The 24,362-nt window shown below is 72.3% G+C and carries 18 protein-coding genes; 11 read left to right on the forward strand and 7 right to left on the reverse strand.

What is annotated here, in order from left to right:
- Positions 1-1,644: a M23 family metallopeptidase gene (locus tag HED23_RS04140; protein ID WP_203182060.1), complete on the reverse strand. Its 1,644-nt coding sequence runs from the start codon at positions 1,642-1,644 to the stop codon at positions 1-3.
- Between the two features lie 247 nt (positions 1,645-1,891).
- Positions 1,892-2,797, reverse strand: coding sequence for an esterase/lipase family protein (locus tag HED23_RS04145; RefSeq protein ID WP_203182061.1), 906 nt, complete (start codon positions 2,795-2,797; stop codon positions 1,892-1,894).
- A 345-nt stretch (positions 2,798-3,142) separates the two neighbouring features.
- Here HED23_RS04145 and HED23_RS04150 point away from each other — a divergent pair, with 345 nt between their 5' ends.
- Positions 3,143-3,556: a cobalamin B12-binding domain-containing protein gene (locus HED23_RS04150; protein WP_033297702.1), complete on the forward strand. Its 414-nt coding sequence runs from the start codon at positions 3,143-3,145 to the stop codon at positions 3,554-3,556.
- A gap of 627 nt (positions 3,557-4,183) precedes the next feature.
- On the opposite strand, the gene HED23_RS04155 is transcribed toward HED23_RS04150, so the two are convergent.
- Both HED23_RS04155 and HED23_RS04160 read right to left on the reverse strand, forming a co-directional pair.
- Complete coding sequence (locus HED23_RS04155; RefSeq protein WP_203182062.1) at positions 4,184-5,812, reverse strand: DUF5691 domain-containing protein; 1,629 nt, start codon at positions 5,810-5,812, stop codon at positions 4,184-4,186.
- A 108-nt stretch (positions 5,813-5,920) separates the two neighbouring features.
- Positions 5,921-7,315 (reverse strand): SWIM zinc finger family protein, encoded by a 1,395-nt coding sequence (locus HED23_RS04160; RefSeq protein WP_203182063.1) that lies wholly within the window; start codon positions 7,313-7,315, stop codon positions 5,921-5,923.
- 138 nt (positions 7,316-7,453) lie between these two features.
- Between HED23_RS04160 and HED23_RS04165 the strand changes: the two genes are divergently transcribed.
- From HED23_RS04165 to sucD, 6 genes are all read left to right on the forward strand, one after another.
- Positions 7,454-7,894 carry an MmpS family transport accessory protein gene (locus HED23_RS04165; RefSeq protein WP_203182064.1) on the forward strand — a complete coding sequence of 147 codons (441 nt, stop codon included), beginning with the start codon at positions 7,454-7,456 and terminating at the stop codon, positions 7,892-7,894.
- Positions 7,895-8,000: 106 nt separating this feature from the next.
- Entirely contained in the window at positions 8,001-9,113 is a 1,113-nt protein-coding gene (locus tag HED23_RS04170; RefSeq protein WP_203182065.1) for an ATP-binding protein, read from the forward strand.
- Positions 9,110-11,422: a DUF5682 family protein gene (locus HED23_RS04175; RefSeq protein ID WP_203182066.1), complete on the forward strand. Its 2,313-nt coding sequence runs from the start codon at positions 9,110-9,112 to the stop codon at positions 11,420-11,422. Before HED23_RS04170 ends, HED23_RS04175 begins: the two co-directional genes overlap by 4 nt.
- Positions 11,419-12,639 carry a VWA domain-containing protein gene (locus HED23_RS04180; protein WP_203182067.1) on the forward strand — a complete coding sequence of 407 codons (1,221 nt, stop codon included), beginning with the start codon at positions 11,419-11,421 and terminating at the stop codon, positions 12,637-12,639. The genes HED23_RS04175 and HED23_RS04180 overlap by 4 nt, the downstream gene beginning before the upstream one ends.
- Positions 12,640-12,928: 289 nt before the next feature.
- Positions 12,929-14,110, forward strand: coding sequence for an ADP-forming succinate--CoA ligase subunit beta (gene sucC / locus HED23_RS04185; protein WP_203182068.1), 1,182 nt, complete (start codon positions 12,929-12,931; stop codon positions 14,108-14,110).
- Between the two features lie 21 nt (positions 14,111-14,131).
- On the forward strand, positions 14,132-15,016 hold the full coding sequence (gene sucD / locus HED23_RS04190; RefSeq protein ID WP_203182069.1) for a succinate--CoA ligase subunit alpha: 885 nt from the start codon (positions 14,132-14,134) through the stop codon (positions 15,014-15,016).
- A gap of 98 nt (positions 15,017-15,114) precedes the next feature.
- On the opposite strand, the gene HED23_RS04195 is transcribed toward sucD, so the two are convergent.
- Positions 15,115-16,413 carry a transcriptional regulator gene (locus HED23_RS04195; RefSeq protein ID WP_203182070.1) on the reverse strand — a complete coding sequence of 433 codons (1,299 nt, stop codon included), beginning with the start codon at positions 16,411-16,413 and terminating at the stop codon, positions 15,115-15,117.
- Between the two features lie 149 nt (positions 16,414-16,562).
- Between HED23_RS04195 and HED23_RS04200 the strand changes: the two genes are divergently transcribed.
- Positions 16,563-18,569, forward strand: coding sequence for a DUF6350 family protein (locus HED23_RS04200; RefSeq protein WP_338019620.1), 2,007 nt, complete (start codon positions 16,563-16,565; stop codon positions 18,567-18,569).
- Positions 18,570-18,591: 22 nt separating this feature from the next.
- Here the strand turns inward: HED23_RS04200 and HED23_RS04205 are convergent, their stop codons facing one another.
- Entirely contained in the window at positions 18,592-19,527 is a 936-nt protein-coding gene (locus HED23_RS04205) for a hypothetical protein (protein ID WP_203182071.1), read from the reverse strand.
- Positions 19,528-19,766: 239 nt separating this feature from the next.
- On the opposite strand from HED23_RS04205, the gene purN reads away from it, so the two are divergent.
- From purN to HED23_RS04220, 3 genes are all read left to right on the forward strand, one after another.
- Positions 19,767-20,423 carry a phosphoribosylglycinamide formyltransferase gene (purN, locus tag HED23_RS04210; protein ID WP_203182072.1) on the forward strand — a complete coding sequence of 219 codons (657 nt, stop codon included), beginning with the start codon at positions 19,767-19,769 and terminating at the stop codon, positions 20,421-20,423.
- Positions 20,410-21,963, forward strand: coding sequence for a bifunctional phosphoribosylaminoimidazolecarboxamide formyltransferase/IMP cyclohydrolase (purH, locus tag HED23_RS04215; protein WP_203182073.1), 1,554 nt, complete (start codon positions 20,410-20,412; stop codon positions 21,961-21,963). The genes purN and purH overlap by 14 nt, the downstream gene beginning before the upstream one ends.
- A 175-nt stretch (positions 21,964-22,138) precedes the next feature.
- Complete coding sequence (locus tag HED23_RS04220; protein ID WP_238441837.1) at positions 22,139-23,599, forward strand: DUF2079 domain-containing protein; 1,461 nt, start codon at positions 22,139-22,141, stop codon at positions 23,597-23,599.
- A gap of 63 nt (positions 23,600-23,662) precedes the next feature.
- On the opposite strand, the gene HED23_RS04225 is transcribed toward HED23_RS04220, so the two are convergent.
- On the reverse strand, positions 23,663-24,259 hold the full coding sequence (locus HED23_RS04225) for a hypothetical protein (protein WP_203182075.1): 597 nt from the start codon (positions 24,257-24,259) through the stop codon (positions 23,663-23,665).
- Positions 24,260-24,362: the final 103 nt, after the last annotated feature.

Genomic DNA, 24,362 nt, shown 5'->3' on the forward strand with positions numbered 1-24,362 from the left:
TCAGTACGGGTTGATGCCGTGGCTGCGGAACCACGGCATCGGGTCGATCGCCGAGCCGCCACCGGGCCGTACCTCGAAGTGCAGGTGCGGGCCGGTGGAGTTGCCGGAGTCCCCCGAGTAGGCGATGACGTCACCGGCCTTGACCGAACCGGAACGGATCTTCGCGGTGCTGAGGTGGCAGTACCAGGTCTCGGTGCCGTCGGGGGCGGTGACGATCACCATGTTTCCGTACGCGCTGTTCAACTGGGTGCGCACGGTGCCGTCGGTCGCCGCCATCACGGGCGTGCCGTAACCCACGGGGAAGTCGATGCCCGTGTGCACGGACATCCAGTTCACCCCGGCCTGGCCGTAGGTGGCGCTGAGGCCGTGCTGCTGCACGGGCAGCGCGAACTTGGGTCGCGCGGCCTCGCGGCGCGCGGCCTCCTCCTCGCGCTTCTTCTTCTCGGCGGCCTGGCGCTCCTTCAGGTCGATGCGCTCCTGGGTGCGGCTGGCTCGGTCGGCGAAGTTCTCGGCGTCGGCGCTGAGATTGGCGAGCTGGGTGTCCAGCTTGTTGTTGGCCACGGCCGGCTTGACCGTGTCGGCTGCCGCCATGGACGTTGTCTCGTCCTTCGTCTCCTCTCCTCCGGCCATGCCGCTCACCGAGGCGGCGGCGATGCCCGCGACGCTCATGACGCAGGCGGAGGGGACGGCGACGGTGAGGAGTGCGGAACGCTTCGCAGGGGTGCGACGCCTGCCCCGGCCACCGCCGCGCGGGGCCGAGGAACGGCTCACGGGGCGCGCGGAGGCCGCGGCGGAGGCGGGGCCCGCGGTCAGGCCGACGACGTCCGCCGTCGGCTCCGGGCCGTCGGCCGCGGAGGCGTCGTCGTACGAGTCCGTCCGCGAGTCCGTGTACGCGTGCGTCTGCGAGTCCGTGTACGCGTGCGTCTGCGGGGTACTGGTTTCGGTGTACTCGGCGTGGTCGTGGGCGCCGGAGGGGCCGTGCGGATCGTGGGCGCCGTCGTGGGAGGCGAACTCGGCTGATTCGTAGGGCTCGTAGGACGCCGACTGGTGTTCGTACGAGGGGTACGACGTCTGTTCGGGTGCGTACGCGGCGTTCTCGGGCGTGGCGCCGGTGTTCCAGGCGGTCGCGTCGTAGGCCCCGGTGTCCGTGGCCGCGTAGCTTTCGTAACCCGTGGCCTCGAAGGCGGGAGGGGCGAAAGTGCCGGTCGCATAGGCCGTCGTGTCGAACGTGGTGGTGGGGAAGGCGCCGGTGTCGCCAGCCGCCCACTGATCGGCCTGGCCCGTCATGTCCCAGCCCGTGGTGTCCCACTGGCCCGTCGCGTCCGGCGCCGGGGCTGCTGCCTGGGCCGGGATCACGGTCTCGGGCATCCAGGTGGCGGTGGTGTCGTAGCTCTGCGCCTGCGGGTGGGCCTGGGCGTCATAGGCGTCGTACGGGGCCTGCTGATGCGCGCCGGTGTCCCACTGGCCGCTGTCGTAGCCGCCGTAACCACCGTCGTACGCCGGGGCGTAGCCGCCGCCGTACGTCGTCTCGTGGCTGATGTCGTGTTGACCCGGGATGCTCCCGAAGAGCGGGTCGGTGTCGAAGCTGCCGGTGGACTGGCTGTCGTGTCCGGCATACCCGGCGTGGGGGTGCTGGTCGTTCACCAACTTCTCTCTCGCCTCGGCAGCAGGACCTGTTCCGGGGTCCGGTGGGGGGATCCCAGGGTGAGCAGTGGCCGCGACTGTACCCGGCGGTAGTGGAGGACGACAATCTTCGGCGGCTTTCATCTCCTCAGGAAACGGGCAATCGGCCGCCTTTCGGCGGACCGAGGCCACAGGCTTGGTTCTATGTTCGAAATTCGTTCTAATCGGCAGGCCGTTTGCGGGGGTTCAGGGCGAGGGGTTGAGGGATTCAGGCGACGGAGGCGGCTCCCGGAGTGCCGAGTGCCGCACCGTCGGACTCGAGTGCCTGACGGATCGCGGACGCGACCGCGGGGTGCACCGGGAGGGCGAGATGGCCGATGCCGGTGACGCGCACATTGACCGCGTCCAGGTCGGGGTGATCGACGCACGCCGTCTCGACCGGGATCATCACCCTGTCCAGCTCGCTCCAGAAGCTGACGAACCGAGTCCGGCAGCCCGGAGCCGGGCGGCGCAGTTCCTCGATCAGATCCGATCCGCTGCGCATCTGGCGGACGATGGGGTGTGCGCCTGCCAGCGATGCTGCGGCCGTACCGCCGTGCGGCGTGCCCAGGGTGACGAGGGTGCGCACCCGGCGGTCCCCGCCGAGCCGCTGCACGTAGTACCGCGCGATCAGTCCGCCGAGGCTGTGGCCGACGATGTCGACCTCGCGGTGGCCGGTGCGGGCGCAGATCTCCTCCACATGGCGGTCGAGCAACTCGGCCGCCGTGCGGATGTCGCAGGTCAGGGGCGAGTAGTTGAGCGACTCCAGGTGATGCCAGCCGTGCCGGGCCAGGGAGCGGCGGAGCAGGACGAAGACGGAGCGGTTGTCGATGAAGCCGTGGAGGAGGACGACGGGCGGACGGGCGCCTGCCGGGGTGGGCAGGGCGGGCATGCCCGCCGAACGGGTGACCCGGTCGGGGCCGGCGTCCTGTCCGGCGCCGTTGTCGGGCGGTGTTGTGCCGGGCGGGGGTGCGGCGGGCCTGCGCTCGGGGGTGAGGCCTGACGGGTAGATCAGCGTGTGCCCGGCGAGGATCACCAGCTCCAGCGCGGTGGCTCTGATCAGCGTCGACGACAGCCAGGCCGGGCGCGGACACACACTGCGCAGCAGTAGGGGTAGGAAGGACAGGACCTTCATGGCCGACCTCCTGCACGGCATGCGGGGGAGGCGGCTCCCTGTCCCGCAGGCCCTCACGGGGGTCGCTGCTGAGGTGACCGGCTGCCCCTGATGCGGCCGGGGGCCGTACCACCGTGCCGTGCGGCTGACGGCGCGGTGGTACGGCGACCTCGTAGCGGCTCCCCTGGCGGCGCTTCCCGCGCGGCCGGTGGGCCGCCGGGTGCGGGGAACGTCGCCGGCGAACATGTCCCATGTGTGATTTCCCCCTCCCGGTCCACCGCGAAACGACGGCGTGCGGGATGCTGTGGATAACGTTCGTTCACATCACCGGCCCTCCGGGTACGGGAAACGCATGTGGAGGCATTGATGGGTGTGACCGGTCCGATCCGTGTGGTGGTGGCCAAGCCGGGCCTCGACGGCCATGACCGCGGGGCCAAGGTGATCGCGCGGGCGCTGCGGGACGCGGGCATGGAGGTCATCTACACGGGGCTCCACCAGACCCCCGAGCAGATCGTCGACACGGCGATCCAGGAGGACGCCGACGCCATCGGCCTCTCGATCCTCTCCGGTGCGCACAACACGCTCTTCTCCAAGGTCATCGAGCTGCTGAAGGAGCGCGAGGCGGAGGACATCAAGGTGTTCGGCGGCGGCATCATCCCCGAGGCGGACATCGCTCCGCTGAAGGAGCAGGGTGTCGCGGAGATCTTCACCCCGGGTGCCACGACGGCCTCGATCGTCGACTGGGTGAACGCGCACGTCCGCCAGCCCGCGGAGGCCTGAGTCCACAGTGGCCCGGCGCGGGCCCGTGGCGCGGGCTCCTCGATCTGGACGGGCCACCTGCGCCTTGACCCCGGGCGGGGCTTGAGCTCCTCGACCTGGGCGGGCCGCCGGTGCCTCGACGCCGAGCGGGGCTTGAGCCTCTTGAGGCCTGGGTGTTGAGAGCTGGGCGGGCCACCGAAGCCTTGACCCGGGGCGGGGCTTCTTGACCCGGGCCGGGGCGGGGCTTGAGTCCCTTGCCCTCGGCGGGCCGCCCGGGCGCTTCCGGGTGGGGCGCGGGCTTCTCGATCCGGGCGGGTCAGCGGCGCCTTGATTCGGGGCGGGGCTTGAGTGCCGTGCCTTGACCTGGGCAGCGCCAGGGCCTCGGCCCGGGGTGGAGTCCGAGGGCTTCTCGATCCGGGCGGGCTACCGAAGCCTTGCCCCGGGGCGGGGCCGGAATGCCTCTACCTGGATCCGCCTCCGGTGCCTCGACCCGGGGCGGGGTCCGGCGTCGCGACCGGTTTCTACGCGGGGCCCGCAGGGCGGACCTGCCGCAGGGAGGAGCCGGTGCGCCCTGTCGCATGAGCGTCCGTGCTCCGTAAGTGCTCCCTCTTCCGGCCCTCTCCCGGCGCCTTCACGGGTCCTCCCCGGTCATTCCGCGCAGTCCCGAGCCAGTTCCGAGTCCATCTCGGCGCGCAGGCGCAGGGTGGAGACCAGGCGCTGGAAGGCCTCCGACCAGTAGCCGCCGGCGCCCGGTGAAGCGCCCTCCGGTTCGTCCGGTGTGGTGGTGAGCACCGCGAGCCGGTCCGCCTCAGCAGGATTCAGGCAGCGTTCGGCGAGGCCCATCACCCCGCTGAAGCTCCAGGGATAGCTGCCGGCGTCCCGGGCGATGTCCAGCGCGTCGACCACCGACCGGCCGAGCGGCCCGTCCCAGGGCACGGAGCACACACCGAGCAGCTGGAAGGCCTCGGACAGGCCGTGCGCGGCTATGAAGCCGGCGACCCAGAGCGCTCGCTCGGGCGGAGGCAGGGTGGCGAGGAGCTTCGACCGCTCTGCAAGCGACACCGTCCCCGGACCGTTCGCCGGAGGCGTCGAAGGGGCGCCGAGCAGGGCGCGGGCCCAGTCGGCGTCCTGCTGCCGCACCGCGGCCCGGCACCAGGCGGCGTGCAGTTCGGCGGCCCAGTCGTCGGCGACCGGCAGCGTCACCAGCTCCTGAGCCGTCCGGCCACCGAACCTCTCCCGCCAGACGCCGAGCGGGGTCGACTCCACCAGCTGGCCCAGCCACCAGGACCGTTCGCCGCGTCCCGAGGGCGGCACCGGCACCACTCCGTCGCGCTGCATCGCGGCATCGCACTCGTGCGGAGCCTCCACGGCGACGGACACGGCATCCCCCGTACGGTCGGGGTTCACGCAGGACGTGGCACGGTCCGCCATCCGCCGGGCGAGCGCCGAACCAGGCAGAGCGGACAGCAGTTCGGCGGCCGTGGAGCGGACGTTGCGGCTGCGGTCGGCGAGGGCTTCCTCCAGGAACGCCTCGTCGGCCCCGGAGAGGCCGGACCGGAGTGAGTCGAGGAACATCAGCCGGTCCTCTGCCCGCTCCGTGGACCACGTGGCCGTGAGGAGGCGCCGGGCCGCGTCGGGGTCCTGCTCCCGCACGGCCCCGAGCAGCGCGACCCGCTCGGCGAAGAGGCCCTCCTCCCAGAGTCGGCGAACCGCCTCCGGATCCGCTGTGTCCGGGCGCTGCGCCCCCCGGGGCGAAGCGCGCAGCGCGAACCTCCACTCCGGGTTCAGCCCGGCGAGCCATCGTCCGCGCGGCCCGGCGAACGCCAGCACGTGCGGACGCAGGTCCGTACGCGCTCGCGCCGCGTCCAGCAGGGCGGGGAGCAGCTCGGCGGGTGCCCGGTAACCGTGTGCTCCGGCGGCAGCCAGCCACTGGGGGATGAGCTCGGTGAGGTCGGGAGCCGTTCCCCGGCGCCCACCGCTGGGCGGAGCCGAGCGGTCGGCGAGCAACTGGGCGAGCCTGCGACGGGCGGCGGCAGGCAGCGGAGGACGGGGATCGGCGGGTGCGGGCGCCGGCAGGGCGGCCCCTGTGGCCGGCCGCAGAGCAGCCCGGCGGCGCAGAGTGTGCACCGCCGCCGCGTCGAGCAGTGCCGCCGGACCGGCCGTGGCACCGCCCTCCGCGCGGAGGGGGCGCCGGTCGGTGCCGAGCAGTGCCGAGGTGACGAGGTCTTCCCACGGGGCGCTCACGGGCACGCCGCTCGTCGTGACGGTGGTGGGCATCGGGTCCCTTCCGGTGGTCCGGGAATCGCGGGTCGAAGGATGGTGGCGGCCGAGAGGAGGACGGAGGGCCGAGAGAAGGGCGGAGGGCCGAGAGGAACGCGCGGCACCTCAGGCGAGCGCCACGGCCGCGCTCACCTCCGGGTCGTCGGAGCCCTCCGGACACCAGGCCGCGAGCGGGTCGAAACCACGGTGTCCGCACTCGCCGAACACCGTCAGGGGGTGGCCGCCGGAAAGTGCCACGAGCTTCCACAGCCCCGGCCGGGACAGAGCTGAGGGCGCGATCGGCACGGCGGAACCGTCCGCCGCGCCGACCAGCTGCCAGCCGTCCCCGGACGGCGCCGGTATGACGTCGCACAGCGTGACCGGCCAGGCGTCGAGCCAGGGGTCGTCCCGCAGCGCGTGCCCGTACGCGGCGACGGCATCCGCCGTCGTGCCGCCGGGTGGCGGCGCCGCTGTGACGACGGGCTCACCGAACCGCTGTCCCAACTCGGCCCGCAGCCTCCCGCCGCCCGGATGCGGTGTCACTTCGGCGTCGATCACCGCACCCACCGGCAGAGCCTGGGCCGGCGCGCGGCCCGGCGCGCCGTAGGACAGCAGCAGCGCGGTGCGTCCCGACTCCCTGCCGTGCAGCCAGACGCGGCGGGTGACGATCCGGCCGTCCGGTACGTCGTACTGCGCGAGGACGAGCCAACGATCGCGGACCGCCGGCCCCTCGGCCGGCACCGTCAGCCCCACCCTCGTGCGGACCGTCGCCGCGAGCGGACCGGGCAGCCGGTCGCGCCCGAGCCAGGCGGAGTCCAGCAGATGCAGGAGCGCGCACTCCTCGAGCAGTCGCGCCGGCCAGCCGGGCCCGGAAGCAGGGACCGATCCCAGATCGCGCACCCGGCCGGCGAGTCCCGGGGCCTGTGCGTCGACCATGCGGGCCGCCGTCTCCTCCCACAGCGCGTAATCCGGCCTGTCCGCCGCCGCCAGCCCGCCACGCAGCAGATCGATGAGGCGCTGCTCCAGCTCCTGGGCGCCTCCCGTGATGCGCTCGGCCCTGCGGTCCGCGCGACGGGCGGCCGCACGGCCTGCGGGCTCCCCGGCCGCTGCCGGTTCCGAGGTTGTCCCGGTCACTGCCGGCCGGCGTCGGTCCGCGAACCACCGCGCTGCCCAAGGAGGTGGCTCCGGAGGCCCCTCCAGCACCGGGGCCTCGGATCCGAGGAGGATCAGCAGGCCCAGGACATGTCTGCAAGGAGCCTCCTCGTGGGAGCAACTGCACCTGTAGTAAGGGACGTTCGTGTCGACGGCCGTATGGTGCGGACCGGCGCCCCCGTCCGCGCACACCCCCCACGCGACACCGGGCCCGCCACGGCCCGCTCCGGACCACGCGTCCTCCGAACCGAGCGCGCGGCCCGCCGCACGTGACTGCTCGTCAGGAGCGAGGTCCAGCACCCGCTCCGTCGTCCAGCGCGCCGCTTGACCGGCGGAGCGCCAGGCTTCTCCCTCGTGAGACAGCACCATGGAACCGACGGTAGGCCGTGCCACTGACAATCGGCCCCCACCCGCGATTCCGCCCGATCCGTGGTGACTTGACCGCCTCGGATCCGTACGCTTTTCTGCGAAGGAGAGAGTTCTGCGAAACAAAACCGGGGGATTCTGATGAACCGCATCACGCGCACCACACATTTCAGACGCACCACCCGTACCGCTGTGTCGGCGTTGGCCGTCTGCGGCCTCGCAATCGGCCTCGGAGCGTGCACGGACGAAGCCGTCGACGCCGTCGACAAGGCCACGAGCGAGACCTACGAGGTGACCTATGAAGTCACCGGTACGAGCGCCGACGAGATCCAGTTCCACGGCGGTGGCGGAAAGGCCATGGAGCCCGAGATCGAGTCGGTCAAGTCGCCCGCGCTGCCGTGGAAGAAGACCGTCACCCTGCGCGGGATCATGCCCCCCGCGGTCATGCCTGTCGCACTGGACGCGGATGCGGCGGACCTCGCCTGCACCATCACGTACAAGGGCGAGGTCATCGAGGAGGTCAAGGGCGAGGAACTCCTCACGAGCGGTGGTTGCGTCGCGGTCTCGCCCGTCACCGGCTGACCCTCCGCCCGTTCCCCGATCGGTCCCGGCCCGTGCCGGGACCGATTGTCAGTGCCATGGTGCACGGTGGAAACCGCATCGGATCGACGATCCGGAGGGGGATCCAATGACCGTGTCCGTACAGACCGACGCAGCCGCCGGCGAAGCCCTGAGGCCGCACGCCGAGCACACCTTCGCCGACGAGCTCAGTGCACTCGCGGCCGCCGACGACCGTCCCAGGCCCGCTCGTTGGAAGCTCTCGCCCTGGGGCGTCTCCACCTACCTGCTCGGCGGGACGCTTCCGGACGGCACGCTGATCACACCGAAGTACGTGGGGCCGCGCCGCCTCGTCGAAGTCGCCGTGACCACGCTCGCCACCGATCGGGCCCTGCTGCTCCTCGGCGTCCCGGGAACCGCCAAGACCTGGGTGTCCGAACACCTCGCCGCAGCCGTCAGCGGAGACTCGACCCTGCTCGTCCAGGGAACCGCGGGCACCCCCGAGGAAGCCGTCCGCTACGGGTGGAACTACGCCCAGCTGCTGGCCCACGGCCCCAGCCGCGACGCGCTGGTGCCGAGCCCGGTCATGCGTGCCATGGCCGAGGGCATGACCGCCCGTGTCGAGGAGCTCACCCGTATCCCCGCCGACGTGCAGGACGCCCTCATCACGATCCTGTCGGAGAAGACGCTCCCCGTCCCCGAGCTGGGACAAGAGGTCCAGGCGGTCCGGGGGTTCAACCTCGTCGCCACGGCCAACGACCGCGACCGCGGGGTCAACGAGCTGTCCAGCGCGCTGCGCCGACGGTTCAACACCGTCGTGCTGCCACTGCCCGCGACACCTGAGGCCGAGGTCGACATCGTGTCCCGGCGCGTGGCCCAGATCGGACGCTCGCTCGACCTGCCCCCGGCGCCCGACGGCATGGCGGAGATCCGGCGTGTCGTCACGGTCTTCCGCGAACTGCGCGACGGCATCACGACGGACGGCCGCACCAAGCTGAAGTCCCCGTCGGGGACCCTGTCCACGGCAGAGGCCATCTCCGTCGTCACCGGAGGGCTCGCGCTCGCCGCCCACTTCGGCGACGGCGTCCTGCGCCCGGGGGACGTGGCGGCCGGCATCCTCGGGGCGGTGGTCCGCGACCCGACGGCCGACCGGGTGATCTGGCAGGAGTACGTGGAGACCGTCGTCCGGGAGCGGGACGGCTGGAAGGACTTCTACCGCGCCTGCCGCGAGGCCGCGGAATGAAAGCCCGCGCCGGAGGGACCACCGCTCCCGGGGGGCCGCTGCTGCTCGGGGTACGCCACCACGGACCGGGCTCGGCCCGCGCGGTCCTGGCCGCCCTGGACGCCGTACGGCCGGCTGCCGTGCTCGTCGAAGGACCGCCCGAGGGCGACGCGCTGCTGCCGCTCGCCGCGCACAGCCGGATGCGCCCGCCGGTCGCGCTGCTCGCCCACGCCGTGGACGACCCGGGGCACGCCGCGTTCTGGCCGCTGGCCGACTTCTCCCCGGAGTGGGTGGCGATCCGCTGGGCCCTGGAACACGGTGTGCCCGTGCGCTTCGTGGACCTGCCCGCCGCGCACTCCCTGGCGCTGAAGGAACAGCGGGAGGACGGGCAGGAGGAAGGCCGGGGCATCGATCCGATCGGGATCCTCGCCGGGACCGCGGGCTACGACGACCCGGAGCGCTGGTGGGAGGACGTCGTCGAGCACCGCGCGGAGGACGGCCGGCCGGCCGATCCGTGCGCCCCGTTCACCGCGCTCGCAGAGGCGATGACGGCGCTGCGTGAGGCATACGGGGACGGGGGGCATCCGCAGGACGCGGTCCGGGAGGCGTGCATGCGCCTTCAGCTGCGCTCCGCCCGGAAGGAGTTCGGCGACGACATCGCAGTGGTCTGCGGTGCCTGGCACGTGCCCGCGCTCACCGCGAGGACGACGGTCGCCGCCGACCGGGCGCTCCTCAAGGGGATGCCCAAGGTGAAGACGGAGCTGACGTGGGTGCCCTGGACCCATCGCAGGCTCTCCCGGTACAGCGGATACGGCGCGGGGATCGATTCGCCCGGCTGGTACGGGCACCTGTTCGGCTCCCCCGACCGGCCCGTCGAGCGCTGGATGACCAAGGTGGCCGGACTGCTGCGCGCCACGGACAGGACGGTGTCCTCCGCGGATGTCATCGAGGCCGTCCGGCTCGCCGGGACACTGGCCGCCCTGCGCGGGCGCCCGGCGGTCGGCCTGGACGAGGCCACGGACGCGGTCAGGGCCGTCATGTGCGAGGGATCCGATGTGCCGCTCGCCCTGGTGCGGGACCGGCTCGTCGTCGGCGAGGTCCTCGGCGAGGTGCCCGACACCGCCCCGGCCGTCCCCCTCCAGCGCGACCTGGACAGACAGCAGCGCACGCTGAGGCTCAGGCCCGAGGCGGAGAAGCGCGAGCTGGAGCTCGATCTGCGCAAGGCCACCGACGCGGCCCGCAGCAGACTGCTGCACCGGTTGCGGCTCATCGGGGTGCACTGGGGCGAACCCGCCGCGGGCCGGGGCAGTACGGGGACGTTCCGGGAGAGCTGGCGGCTGCGCTGGGAGCCGGAACTGTTCGTCCGGACAGCCGAGGCCGGGGTGTGGGGCACCACCGTGCTCGGTGCTGCGACCGCCAGGGCCGAGTCGGACGCCGTGTCGGCGTCGTCGCTCGCGGAGGTCACCGCCCTCGCCGAGCAGTGCCTCCTGGCCGGTCTGCCCGAGGCTCTGCCCGTCGTGATGAGGGCCCTCGCCGACCGGGCCGCCCTAGACGCGGACGTCGGCCACCTCGCCGACGCACTGCCCGCCCTGGCCCGCTCCCTGCGGTACGGGGACGTACGGTCCACCGACACCCTGGCCCTGGGAGAGGTGGCCGTCGGTATCGCCGAGCGCGTCTGCGTGAGCCTGCCGCCCGCCTGCACCGGCCTCGACGCGGACGCGGCCGGAGAGGCGCAGCGCAGGGTGGACGGTGTGCACATCGCGATCGGGCTGCTCGCCGGCGCCTCTGGGGCGGACGGGCTGCCCGAGCGGTGGGCCGGCGTCCTGCACAAGCTGTCCGCCAGGGACGCGGTGGCAGGTGTGATCAGAGGCCGTGCCACGCGACTGCTCCTGGACGACGGGCGGCTGTCCGCAGGCGAGGCCGCGCGCCTGATGGGTCTGGCCCTCTCGCCCGGCACCGCACCGGCCGACGCGGCGGCCTGGATCGAGGGCTTCGTGGGCGGAGCGGCGGGCGGCGGCCTGCTGCTCGTCCACGACGAACGGCTCCTCGGGCTGGTCGACACCTGGCTGACCGGCATACCGGCCGACACGTTCGCCGGTGTGCTGCCCCTGGTGCGCCGCACGTTCTCGGCCTACGAGCCGGGTGTGCGGCGCACGCTCGGCGAGCTCGTCCGCCGCGGGACGGGGCCCGGGAGGGCTCGCGAGGAGAGCGTGCCCGGTGCGCCGGGCTTCGGTGAAGGACTCGACGAGGAGCGGGCGGACCTGGTGGTTCCGGTGGTGCGGCTGCTGCTCGGGATCGACACCCCTTCGGAGCAGGCGGTGGCGGGATGACCACGGACCGGGCGGACACGGGGGAGGAGAGGGCCATGGATACGGCTCCGGTGGAGGACGAGCGGCTGCGGCGCTGGCGCCTGGTGCTCGGCGCGGACAGCGCCGAGAGCACGGGGCGCGCGCTCACCGGACGCGACGAGGCGATGGACGGCGCGCTGACCGCCCTGTACGGCGGCGGGGCGAAGCCTGGAGGCCGGGGCGGAGACGGACGCGCCGCGGGGCTCGGGGCGTCCGCCCCCTCCGTGGCCCGCTGGCTCGGCGACATCCGCACGTACTTCCCGGCCTCCGTCGTCCAGGTCATGCAGCGCGACGCGATCGACCGGCTGGGGATCTCCGGCCTGCTGCTGGAGCCGGAGATGCTGGAGGCGGTCGAACCCGACGTCCACCTGGTCGGCACCCTGCTCTCGCTGGGAAAGGCCATGCCGGAGACGACGAGGGAGACGGCCCGGGCGGTCGTACGCAAGGTCGTCGAGGACCTGGAGCGCCGGCTGGCCGGCCGTACGAGGGCGACGCTCACCGGTGCCCTCGACCGCTCGGCCCGGTCGGGCCGGCCGCGCCACCGCGACATCGACTGGGACCGCACGATCCGGGCCAACCTCAAGAACCACGTGCCCCTCCCCGGCCAGGAGGGGGCCGGCACGGTGATACCCGAGCGTCTCATCGGGTACGGGCGCACGGACCGGTCCGTGAAGAAGGACGTCATCCTCTGCGTCGACCAGTCCGGGTCCATGGCCGCCTCGGTCGTCCACGCCTCGGTCTTCGGCGCGGTGCTCGCCTCGATGCGGACCCTGGCGACCAGGCTCGTCGTGTTCGACACGGCTGTCGTCGATCTCACGGACCAGCTCGACGATCCGGTCGACGTCCTCTTCGGCACACAGCTCGGCGGCGGCACGGACATCAACCGCGCGCTCGCCTACTGCCAGTCGAGGATCACCCGTCCGGCGGACACCGTCGTCGTCCTCATCAGCGATCTCCACGAGGGAGGGATCCGCGAGGAGATGCTGGAACGGGCCGCCGCGATGAAGGCGTCCGGTGTGCAGTTCGTGACGCTGCTCGCCCTTTCGGACGAGGGCGCGCCCTCCTACGACCGGGAGCACGCCGCCGCCCTGGGGGCTCTCGGCTCCCCGGCCTTCGCCTGCACCCCGGATCTCTTCCCCGAGGTGATGGCGGCGGCGATCGAGAAACGGCCGCTGCCGACACCGGACACCGGCCGGTGACATGCCCGGGCGCCCGGCACCGTTCCGGCCGCGGTCCGTCCCGGCGCTCGGCGGAGGTGCCGTTTTGTCCTCCGCACCCCGGTCACCTGGGCGGTCTGTGACCGGTATCACCGCTCAGGTGTGATGTGCAATTTAGGGTCCGGCGCGGCGCGGGGGATAACCTGCCGGATGGACATGCCGCGTACCCGGTCACCGTGTGCGCCTCCCTAGTGACTGCGCAGTCACGTTGCCCTCGCGGCACGCCCACGCAGAAAACGAACCGCGAGACCACTAAAAGGGACGGACGCGCGTGGACCTGTTCGAGTACCAGGCGAGGGACCTCTTCGCCAAGCACGGTGTACCGGTGCTGGCCGGTGAAGTCATCGACACGCCTGAGGCAGCCCGCGAGGCGACCGAGCGGCTGGGCGGCAAGTCCGTCGTCAAGGCGCAGGTGAAGGTCGGTGGCCGAGGCAAGGCCGGCGGCGTGAAGCTGGCGGCAGACCCGGATGAGGCGGTCGCCCGGGCGACCGACATCCTCGGCATGGACATCAAGGGCCACACGGTCCACAAGGTGATGATCGCCGAGCTGTCCCCGGAGATCGAGGCGGAGTACTACGTCTCGTACCTCCTCGACCGCACCAACCGCACCTTCCTCGCCATGGCGTCGGTGCAGGGCGGCATGGACATCGAGGAGGTCGCGGAGAAGACCCCCGAGGCCCTCGCGAAGGTCCCGGTCAACGCCGTCGACGGCGTCGACATCGAGAAGGCCCGCGAGATCGTGGCCCAGGCGAAGTTCCCGGCCGAGGTGGCCGAGGGTGTCGCCGAGGCCATGGTGACCCTGTGGGATACCTTCGTCGCCGAGGACGCGCTCCTCGTCGAGGTCAACCCGCTGGTGAAGACCAAGGACGGCCGCATCCTGGCGCTGGACGGAAAGGTGTCTCTCGACGAGAACGCCGACTTCCGCCAGCCCGGCCACGAGGAGCTCGAGGACAAGGCCGCGGCCAACCCCCTCGAGGCCGCGGCCAAGGCCAAGAACCTCAACTACGTGAAGCTCGAGGGCGAGGTCGGCATCATCGGTAACGGTGCCGGTCTGGTCATGTCGACCCTGGACGTCGTCGCGTACGCCGGTGAGAACCACGGCGACGTGAAGCCCGCCAACTTCCTCGACATCGGTGGCGGCGCCTCCGCCGAGGTCATGGCGAACGGCCTGGAGATCATCCTCGGCGACCCGGACGTCAAGTCCGTCTTCGTCAACGTCTTCGGTGGCATCACCGCCTGTGACGAGGTCGCCAACGGCATCGTCCAGGCCCTGGAGCTGCTCAAGTCCAAGGGTGAAGACGTCACCAAGCCGCTGGTCGTGCGCCTCGACGGCAACAACGCGGAGCTGGGTCGCAAGATCCTCTCCGACGCCAACCACCCGCTCGTGCAGCGTGTGGACACCATGGACGGCGCGGCCGACAAGGCCGCCGAGCTCGCCGCGGCTGCGAAGTAAAGGACGAGGGACTCCAACACCATGGCTATCTTCCTCACCAAGGACAGCAAGGTCATCGTCCAGGGGATGACCGGCGCCACGGGCATGAAGCACACCAAGCTCATGCTGGCCGACGGCACCAACATCGTCGGTGGCGTGAACCCGCGTAAGGCGGGCACCTCCGTCGACTTCGACGGCACCGAGGTACCCGTGTTCGGATCCGTCGCCGAGGCGATGGAGAAGACCGGCGCCGACGTGTCCGTACTCTTCGTGCCGCCGGCCTTCGCGAAGGCCGCCGTCATCGAGGCGATCGACGCCGAGATCCCGCTGGCCGTCGTGATCACCGAGGGCATCGCCGTCCACGACTCGGCCGCCTTCTGGGCGTACGCCGGCTCGAAGGGCAACAAGACCCGGATCATCGGCCCGAACTGCCCCGGCCTGATCACCCCCGGTCAGTCCAACGCCGGCATCATCCCGGGCGACATCACCAAGCCCGGCCGCATCGGTCTCGTGTCCAAGTCGGGCACGCTGACCTACCAGATGATGTACGAGCTCCGTGACATCGGCTTCTCGTCCGCCGTCGGCATCGGTGGCGACCCGGTCATCGGCACGACGCACATCGACGCCCTCGCGGCGTTCGAGGCGGACCCCGAGACCGACCTCATCGTGATGATCGGCGAGATCGGTGGCGACGCCGAGGAGCGTGCCGCCGACTACATCGCGAAGAACGTCACGAAGCCGGTCGTCGGCTACGTCGCGGGCTTCACCGCCCCGGAGGGCAAGACCATGGGCCACGCCGGCGCCATCGTCTCCGGCTCCTCGGGCACCGCCGCGGCCAAGAAGGAGGCCCTCGAGGCCGCAGGTGTGAAGGTCGGCAAGACGCCGACCGAGACCGCCAAGCTGGCGCGCGAGATCCTCGGCGGCTGACCGCCCACAGCATCACCGCTCCACCGCGGGAACGGCGCGGGCCCGCACCCCTTCGACCAGGGGTGCGGGCCCGCGCCGTTCCCGTAGCGGAAGCCCGTTCAGGGAATCCGCGGAACCAGGCGCTCCGGGCCGCGCGTGAGCTCGCTCCGAAGTGATTTCTGCAGTTTCAGGTCCTGGGGCGTCAGCTTCTCCGGCCCGCCCAGCGGAGGGACGCCGCCGACACGTTCGGCAGGCGCCAGCGGCTGTTCGTAGCGGGTGGGGGCCGTGTGCATCGTGAAGGCCGTCGAGCTGACGAGCAGCACCCCGAAGCACAGCACCGCCCGGGTCCAGAGTGTTGCCACGCGCTCGCCGCCCGTGCGGACCGAGGGGGCCGGTGGCGGCGCGGGCACCTCTTCCGCGAGGGCGAGGGTGCGGAGCTGCTCGTCGAGCGGCGTCGGCCGGCCCCCGGCCCCCGTGGGATCCGCCGGCCCGGGCACCAGCCCGGCGACGGCGGTACGCGCGTTCACCAGTCTGCTCGCGGCGGCCGGCGTACTCGCCTCCATCTCCGCGGCCGTCTCCGGCAGCCCCAAACCCACACCGTCGTGGAGCAGCAGCGTGCGACGGTACGAGGGCGGAAGGCCCAGCAGCGCGTCGAGCAGGGCTCCCCTCGCCGGGTCCTCGGGCAGCGGATCGGCCCGGCGATGGGCACGGCGCAGCTGGTGCCAGGGGGACATCGCGTACTCGTACGAGACCGCCCGCACCCAGCCTGCCGGATCACGGTCCCTGGTCACCTCGGGCCAGCGCTGCCAGGCGGTCCTGAAGGCATGTTCGACGGCTTCGCGGGAAAGGCGCCGACGGCCGGTCAGCAGATACATCTGATGGGTGAGACCGGTGGCGGTGGCGTCGTAAAGGACGTCGAACGCCTCCTCGGCCGTGAGCCCCTCCCGGGGCTGCGGGGCGTGGCCGGACGCCCCTTCCGGCACAGTCGCCTCCGGTGCACCGCCGTCCGGAGCGCTCGTCTCCGGTGCACCGCCGTCCGGCGCGGGGGTGGGCGGCGAGAGCGTGGCGGGGGTGGGGGAGTCCTGGACCGGCGCGGGGGGCCTGGGGGCGGTCCGGGGACTCGTGGCGGGTCCGGTGCCTGGCTCGGGCCGGCACATCGTGCTGTTCCCGGTCGCTTCGGCGACGGGGGGCGGCGCGGGGTGGTGCCCGGCGCCGCCGATCAGCCTGACGTAGGCCTCGCGCCGACGGCCCTGCGGGCTGGTGCGCCCCCTCTCCCAGGAGCGGACGGTGGCGGGCGTGACGCCCACGGCCTCCGCGACCTCTTCCGCACTCAGTGCCCTGGCCTCGCGCAGCCGGCGACGCTCCTTGGGGGAGGGCAACGGCTCGGCGGGAGCCGGCCCTGTGGTGCTCCGCGTCATGCCAGGTCTCCGTCCCCGATGGCACTGCACTGGGTGAAAAAGTACATAAACGTATATTGAGCGACACAGCGGCCATTGGCCCGTTACACGAAATAAGCGCGTGTCGTTGGCAGCATGGCCGGGTGACCCAAGTGACCGAGCGCAGCCCGATGTTGCCGGCCGAGCGGAGCAGGTCCACCGCGCTGGCCTCCGCCTTCGTGCGTGGAGTGCTCGCGGCGGGGCTCGGACTGGCCTCGTTGGCCGTCCTGGTCATGGTGCTGTGGATCAGCTCTGCGCACCCCGACAGCGGGCCGGGTGGCGCCCTGCATGTGGCGGCGGGGCTCTGGCTGCTCGCCCATGGTGCCGAACTCGTCAGAGCCGACACCATGGGAGGGCACCCCGCGCCCGTTGCGACCGTGCCGCTCCTGCTCGTCGTGCTGCCGGTGTGGCTGGTGTACCGGGCCGCCAGGGACTCGGCGGACACGGGTGGGAAGGCTTCGGGAGGACACTCCGCGGTCGGGGCGTTCTGCGCGGTCGGTGCGGGATACCTGTTGGTGGTGCTGGCCGTGGCGGCGTACGCGCAGGGTGGAGGGCTGCCCGCCGACCGCGCCTCGCTCGCCTTCCCCGTCACGCTCGTGGTGGCGGTCGTGGCCGCAGTGGGGGTGTGGGTGGCCTGCGGGCGGCCGCTGACCTCGCTGCTCGTCTGGGCCCCGCTGCGCCTGCAGGAGGCGGCCGCCCGCTCCCGGTTCCGTTCCGGGGCCGGTGTGGCCCTGCGGTCGGCCGGCGTAGGCGTGGCCATACTGCTCGGCGGCGGAGCGCTGCTCGTCACGATGGCGCTGGTGTGGCACGCGGGGGCGGCGAGGGAGTCGTTCCTGGGGCTTTCGGGCGACTGGGCGGGCCGGATCTCCGTCCTCCTGCTGGCGGTGGCGCTCTTGCCGAACGCGGCGACGTGGGGTGCCGCCTACGGCCTCGGGCCGGGCTTCGCCCTCGGTACGGCATCGCTGGCCACCCCGCTCGCATTCACCGGGCCCCCCGCGCTGCCGGACTTCCCGCTGCTCGCGGCGATCCCGGCCCACGGCCCGGGGACGGTGGCGAACTGGGCGGCGGCGGCCGTGCCGGCCGTGGCCGCTCTGGCCGTCGCGCGGTCCGTGGCGCGGGGGGCGGCTCCGGTACGCGGGGTACGCGACGGGGCGTGGGGCCAGGGGCAGACTGCGCTGGTGGCGGGCCTGGCCGCCGTGGGCTGCGGCCTCGGCGCGGCTGCACTGGCGGCGGCATCGGGTGGCCCGCTCGGCACCGGGGCCCTGGCGGAGTTCGGCCCCGTGTGGTGGATGGTGGGCCCGGCCGCTCTCGCGTGGACCGCTGTCGTCGGAGTACCGGTGGCGCTGCTGCTCAGGGCTTGGCGGCTGAGGGAGCGCCGATGGGGTTGGCGGTGGGAGGCGGCGGACGGTGAGTCGGCGAGGACCGATCCGGCGAGGACCGATCCGGGGCAGGAGCCGGGGCAGGCGGCGGAGAAGGAGCCGGGGCCTGCGGGCGAGGGGACGGAACCCTACGACTTCCTGTCGGCCGACCCGTGGCACGAGGACGGTGCGAGGGAGGCGCGCTGGGCCAAGCTCAAGAAGGTATCGGGCGGGCTGATGGCGGACTTCCCTGCGGAGGGGAAGACGGAGACGGGCCGGGTGTCGTCCGCACCCCGCCCGGCACCGGCTCCCGCACCGGCCTCCGGGGCTGCGTCTGTGCCCGGGCCCGCGTCTGCGTCCGGGCCTGAGGGTGCGTCCGGGCCCACGCCGGCCTCCGGGCCCGCGCCGGCCTCCGGGCCCACGCCGGCCTCCGGGCCCGCGCCGGCCTCCGGGCCCACGCCGGCCTCCGGGCCCACGCCGGCCTCCGGGCCCACGCCGGCCTCCGGGCCCGCACCAGCCTCCGGGCCTGTGTCCGGAGCCTCGCCGGCCTCCGGACCTCTGCCTGTGCCCGAACCCGTCCCGGCGCCTGAGCCCACATCAGCGCCCGTTCCTGAGGCCGCGCCTGAGCCCGCCTCTCCGCCTGAGTCAGGGCCTGCCCCCGCCGCCGGTCCCGCACCCGCTTCCGCCGACGGTCCCGTCGCCGGGACGGATACGCGGGCCGGCCGGGCTCCGGATGCCCAGGGGCACCCTGAACCCGGCCGGGAAACCGGTGCTCCGTAGCGAGCGGCTCGGAGGGGGCGGGTTACTTCTTCACGCCGAAGAAGGGCTCCAGCGGGTCGGGCAGCTTTTCGTTGCAGGCGATCGCGCCGGACTTGGTGAGTGCGTCGTTCACGCAGGTGTAGTAGTCGCGGTAGACGAGCTGGACCGTGTAGCCGGTGGCCACGATGGCCAGGGCCAGCAGCGCCGTCACCAGGCCGCTGACGGCCGCCGTCGTCTGCTGCCGGCTGCTGCCCTGCTGGGCGCCGGGGGCGGCCCCGGGTGCGGCCGCCGGGGCCGGGGGCGTGCCGGCCCGGTCCGCGCCGGCCGGGCCGGATGCGGCCGCCGGTCGCCCGCCGGACTCCTGAGTCTTGCGCGGCCCACCGCGGAGGGCGCTGATCGACCAGTACACGGCGAGGGCGCCGAGGAGCATCGCGATCTCGGGGAAGTCGAACAGGGCGAAGAAGAACGCCCACATGCCTCCCAGCACCGCATAGCGCGCGCGCCGCTGCACGGGGTCCGTGGGGTCCCAGCGCAGCCCGCCGGGACTGCCCGCGGGGCCTCCCCCCTGGCCGCTCGGTCCGCCGGTGCCGCCGGGGCGGCCGCCGAATCCGCCGCTCTGGCGGCCCGGCTGCTGATCGCTCCACTGGCTGCCCCAGACCGGACGGTCGTCGGGGTGGCCCTCGCCGCTGCCGCCGTTCCCGCCGTTGCCGTGGTCACCCGGAGCGTGGGAAGGGTGGCGGGGCTGCCAAGGCTGGTCCGGTCGGTCCTCGGGCGGTGCCGCGAACGGATTGTCGTCGGACGACGCGGAGGGCGACCCGGAAGAGGACCCGGACGAATCCGAGCCCCGGGAGGATCCCGATCCCGACGGGGAGCCCGAGCCCGACGAGGAGTCGGGCGATGAGGACTTGCGTTCCCGCATCAACGTGGAAGCCCGCTCGGGCAGCGGGTGGCCAAGGGCGGTGCGGAGGCGGTCCGGCATGTGGTGAACGTCTTCCCCATCTCGTCATTTCCGCCCGGGGGCGGTTCCCTGTCCCCTGACGCTACCTCCCGGTCGCGCCCCCGTCCCGTGGGGGCCGCCGGGTGTGCCGGTATCGTTGCTGACGGTCGGACCGTTCGTAGAGTTCCCCGTATCGCGGGACGAGCTTCTTTCGTACGACCATACAAACGCACCTCCTGCACATCGCGTACCTGCTGCACCACGCGAGAAAGGGCCCTGCCGTGGCCTCCCCGCCCCCCTTTGCCGCTCCGGCCCGTGTGGTCGTGCTCGTCTCCGGCTCAGGCACGAACCTCCAGGCACTCCTCGACGCGATCGGTGACGACCCCGAGGGCTACGGTGCCCGGATCGTGGCGGTCGGAGCGGACCGTTACGGCACCGTCGGCCTCGAACGTGCCGAGCGTGCCGGCCTTCCCACCTTCGTGTGCAAGCTCGGTGAGTACGCGAACCGTGACGAGTGGGACGCGGCTCTGACCGCGGCCGTGGCGGGACACCGCCCCGACCTCGTGGTGTCCGCGGGATTCATGAAGATCGTGGGCAAGGGCTTCCTGGCCGAGTTCGGCGGCCGCGTCGTCAACACCCACCCCGCCCTGCTCCCCAGCTTTCCCGGTGCTCACGGTGTCCGCGACGCGCTCGCGTACGGCGTGAAGGTCACCGGGTGCACCGTCCACTTCGTCGACGACGGCGTCGACACCGGTCCGATCATCGCGCAGGGCGTGGTCGAGGTGACCGAAGAGGAAACGGAGGAGGGCGAAGCGGCCCTCCACGAACGCATCAAGGAAGTCGAGCGCAAGCTGCTCGTCGAGGCCGTGGGGCGGCTCGCCCGCGACGGCTATCGCATTGAGGGACGAAAGGTTCATCTCGGTCATGTCGGTGAATAAGCCCATCCGCCGCGCACTGGTCAGCGTCTACGACAAGACGGGGCTCGAAGACCTCGCCCGCGGTCTGCACGAGGCGGGTGTCGAGCTGGTGTCCACCGGCTCCACCGCCGGGAAGATCGCAGCCGCCGGTGTGCCGGTCACCAAGGTCGAGGAGCTCACCGGCTTCCCCGAGTGCCTCGACGGCCGCGTAAAGACGCTGCACCCCCGGGTGCACGCAGGCATCCTCGCCGACCTGCGCCTGGACGCCCACCGCGAACAGCTCGCCGAGCTCGGGGTGGAGCCGTTCGACCTCGTGGTCGTCAACCTGTACCCGTTCAAGGCCACGGTCGCCTCCGGCGCGTCCGACGACGAGTGCGTGGAGCAGATCGACATCGGCGGTCCGTCGATGGTCCGCGCCGCCGCCAAGAACCACCCGTCCGTGGCGGTCGTCACCAGCCCGGAGCGCTACACCGACGTCCTCGCGGCCGTCAAGGCGGGCGGATTCGACCTGACCGCCCGCAAGCGGCTGGCCGCCGAGGCCTTCCAGCACACCGCCGCCTACGACGTGGCCGTCGCCGCGTGGTTCGCCGATGGTTACGCGGCTGCCGACGACTCCGGCTTCCCCGACTTCTCCGGTGCGACCTTCGCGCGCAAGAACGTCCTGCGCTACGGCGAGAACCCGCACCAGCCCGCCGCGCTCTACACCTCGGGCGAGGGCGGCCTCGCCGAGGCCGAGCAGCTGCACGGCAAGGAGATGTCCTACAACAACTACACGGACACCGACGCCGCGCGCCGGGCCGCGTACGACCACGCGGAGCCGTGCGTCGCGATCATCAAGCACGCCAACCCGTGCGGCATCGCCATCGCCGACGACGTCGCCACCGCGCACCGCAACGCGCACGCCTGTGACCCGCTGTCCGCGTTCGGCGGCGTCATCGCCGTCAACCGGCCGGTGACCGTGGAGATGGCCGAGCAGGTCGCGGAGATCTTCACCGAGGTCATCGTCGCCCCGGCGTACGAGGAAGGCGCCGTCGAGGTGCTGGCCCGCAAGAAGAACATCCGGGTGCTGCGCTGCGCCGACGCCCCGGCCTCCGAGGTCGAGGTCAAGCCGATCGACGGCGGTGCCCTGCTCCAGGTCACCGACCGGCTCCAGGCGGAGGGCGACGACCCGGCGAACTGGACCCTGGCCACGGGCGAGGCCCTCTCCGCCGACGAGCTCCGGGAGCTCGCGTTCGCCTGGAAGGCCTGCCGCGCGGTCAAGTCCAACGCGATCCTGCTCGCCAAGGACGGCGCCTCGGTCGGCGTCGGCATGGGGCAGGTCAACCGTGTGGACTCCGCGAAGCTCGCGGTCGAGCGGGCGGGCGAGGAGCGGGCCCGGGGCGCCTACGCCGCGTCCGACGCGTTCTTCCCCTTCCCCGACGGTCTGGAGATCCTGACCGCCGCCGGCATCAAGGCCGTCGCCCAGCCGGGCGGCTCCGTCCGTGACGAGCTCGTCGTCGAGGCCGCGAAGAAGGCGGGCGTGACCATGTACTTCACGGGCACGCGCCACTTCTTCCACTGACACCCAGGTCGTCGCACCACCGCAGGCCGTACCCAGACCCGGGTGCGGCCTGCGGTGCGTCCCGGCGTACGGAAACCAGTCGTCCCTCTGTTCTAATGAATGGCCTTGTCGGGCCGTAGCGGCGGGACCGGTGCGACCGGCAGTGACCAGAGTGGGATTCCGTTGCGGGGGCATCGTGCTTGACCTGAACCAGAGCGAGACCGACGTGTCCGGGGCACAGGACCCGGAGCCGGACGGGAGCGATCCGCACCCGGCACCGCTGCGTCCCTACCTGATCGCCGCCGTGGTGCTGTGCGCGCTCTACCTCCTCTACGGCTACCTGCGGTACAGCCACTTCCAGTCCCCCTCCTGGGACCTGGGCATCTTCGAGCAGGAGGTGCGCGCGTACGCCGGATTCGACGCCCCTGTCGTCGACATCAAGGGCCCGGGCTATCTGATACTCGGCGACCACTTCAGCCCGCTTGTGGCGCTCCTGGTGCCGCTCTACTGGATCTGGCCGTCCGCCGTCGCGCTGCTGTTCGCCCAGGCCGCCCTGTTCGCCGCCTCCGCGGTCGTCGTCGGGCGCACCGTCCAGCAGATCCTTGGGGGCCGCTCGGGCCTCTGCGTCACCGTCGCGTACGGGCTGTCCTGGGGGCTCCAGGAAGCGGTGAAGGCCGATTTCCACGAGATAGCCTTCGCCGTCCCGCTGCTGGCCCTGGTCTGCCGCGCCCTGCTCATGGAGCGCTGGCGGGCCGTCGTCCTCTGGTCCCTGCCGCTGGTCCTGGTCAAGGAGGACCTCGGGATCACCGTTGCCGTCGTGGGCGGGCTCCTCGCCCTGTACGGACGGCGGTTCCATGGCTTCCTGCTGTCGGCCTTCGGTGTGTGCGCGTTCGCGCTGACCGTTCTGGTGCTCATACCGGCGGCCAGCAGCGCGGGCACGTACGACTACTGGAAGAAGATCGAGGAGAGCGGCGGGCAGGAGGTCTCCCTGCTCGACTCCGTCCTGGGCGTGTTCAACTCCTCCGTCAAGCTGGAGATGCTGGTCTTCCTGGTCGGCATCACCGCCTTCATGGCGCTGCGCTCACCCCTGATCCTGCTCGTCCTGCCCACGATCGGATGGCGTCTGCTCTCCCAGGACTCCAACCACTGGGGCATGGTCTGGCACTACAGCGCGATCCTCATGCCGGTGGTCTTCCTGGCCATGGCCGACGGCATCCGCCGCAGCCGGGGATCGAAGAGGCCCTGGCTCGTCTCGTACGCGAACGTGGCCGTACCCGTGGCCGCGGCGATCGCCGTCGCCCTCACCCAGCATCTTCCGCTCCGCGACCTGCTGCGCCCTGAGACGTACCGGGCCGACGCGCGGACCCACGCGGCCGAGGCGGCCCTGGACGCCATTCCGGTCGGTGCGCGGGTGGAGACGGACATCACGCTGATGGCGCACCTGACCGGGGACCGTACGGTCTACTGGATCGGAGGGGCCCCCGGCACCGCCCCCGACGTCGTCGCGATCAACCTGGACTTCGGCTGGTCCCGGCCGATCGACGACCCGGTGAAGTACGCCCAGCAGCTGCATCCGGAGGCGCGTTACCGGATCACGCGGGAGGCGGGCTCCTTCGTCGTCATGGAGCGCACCACGCCGGCACCCCGGAACGGCTGAAGGCCGCACACCCGCGGATGAGCGGGTGCTGCGGCCTTCACGCGCGGGTGCGCTTGGGGGAAGTCAGTGCTGCTGCTGGCGGTTGAACCAGGCGCCGCCGTCGGACTTGGCCACGAAGACGACGACCAGGATGGCCAGGACCGTGTGGACGAGGCCGATCACGATGAAGGGGTAGATGCCGAGGATCGCGGTGATCACGCCGAAGACGATGGCCGTGATGCGCACTCCGTTGCCGCCCTTGCCGAACTTGGCGGCGAGCACGACGGCGAGGACACCCCAGAGGATCGCGAAGACGACGATGCCCCACAGCGCGTTGCCCGAGTAGTCGGCGAGCTGCTGGAACTGGACGTCTTCCTTGAGCGTCGGGTCCTCCTTGGCCGCGTTCACGGCGGCGGCGGCGAGGGCGACGAAGATCGCTCCGATGACCTGGAGACCGGCGATCACGAAGAGCATGACGCGGGCGGCCTTCACACCGCCCGGCATCTCGGTGGGTCCGCCGGGGAAGCCGTAACCGCCCTGGACCGGCGGTGCCTGCGGGTAGCCGTAGCCCTGCTGGGGAACGCCCTGCGGCGCCTGCTGAGGGTAGCCGTAGCCCGGCTGCCCACCCGGCTGCCCGCCCTGCTGCTGGCCGTAGGGGTTGTTGGGGTCGCCGAAGCTCATGGCGAATTTCCTCCGTTTGCGAAGTGCGGGGACGACGCGGCCCGCGCGGAGGAATCGTGTGCGATCAAAACGGTGGTCCCCCCGACACTGCCCGCGGTTATGC

Source organism: Streptomyces pratensis (assembly GCF_016804005.1).
Lineage (GTDB): Bacteria > Actinomycetota > Actinomycetes > Streptomycetales > Streptomycetaceae > Streptomyces > Streptomyces pratensis_A.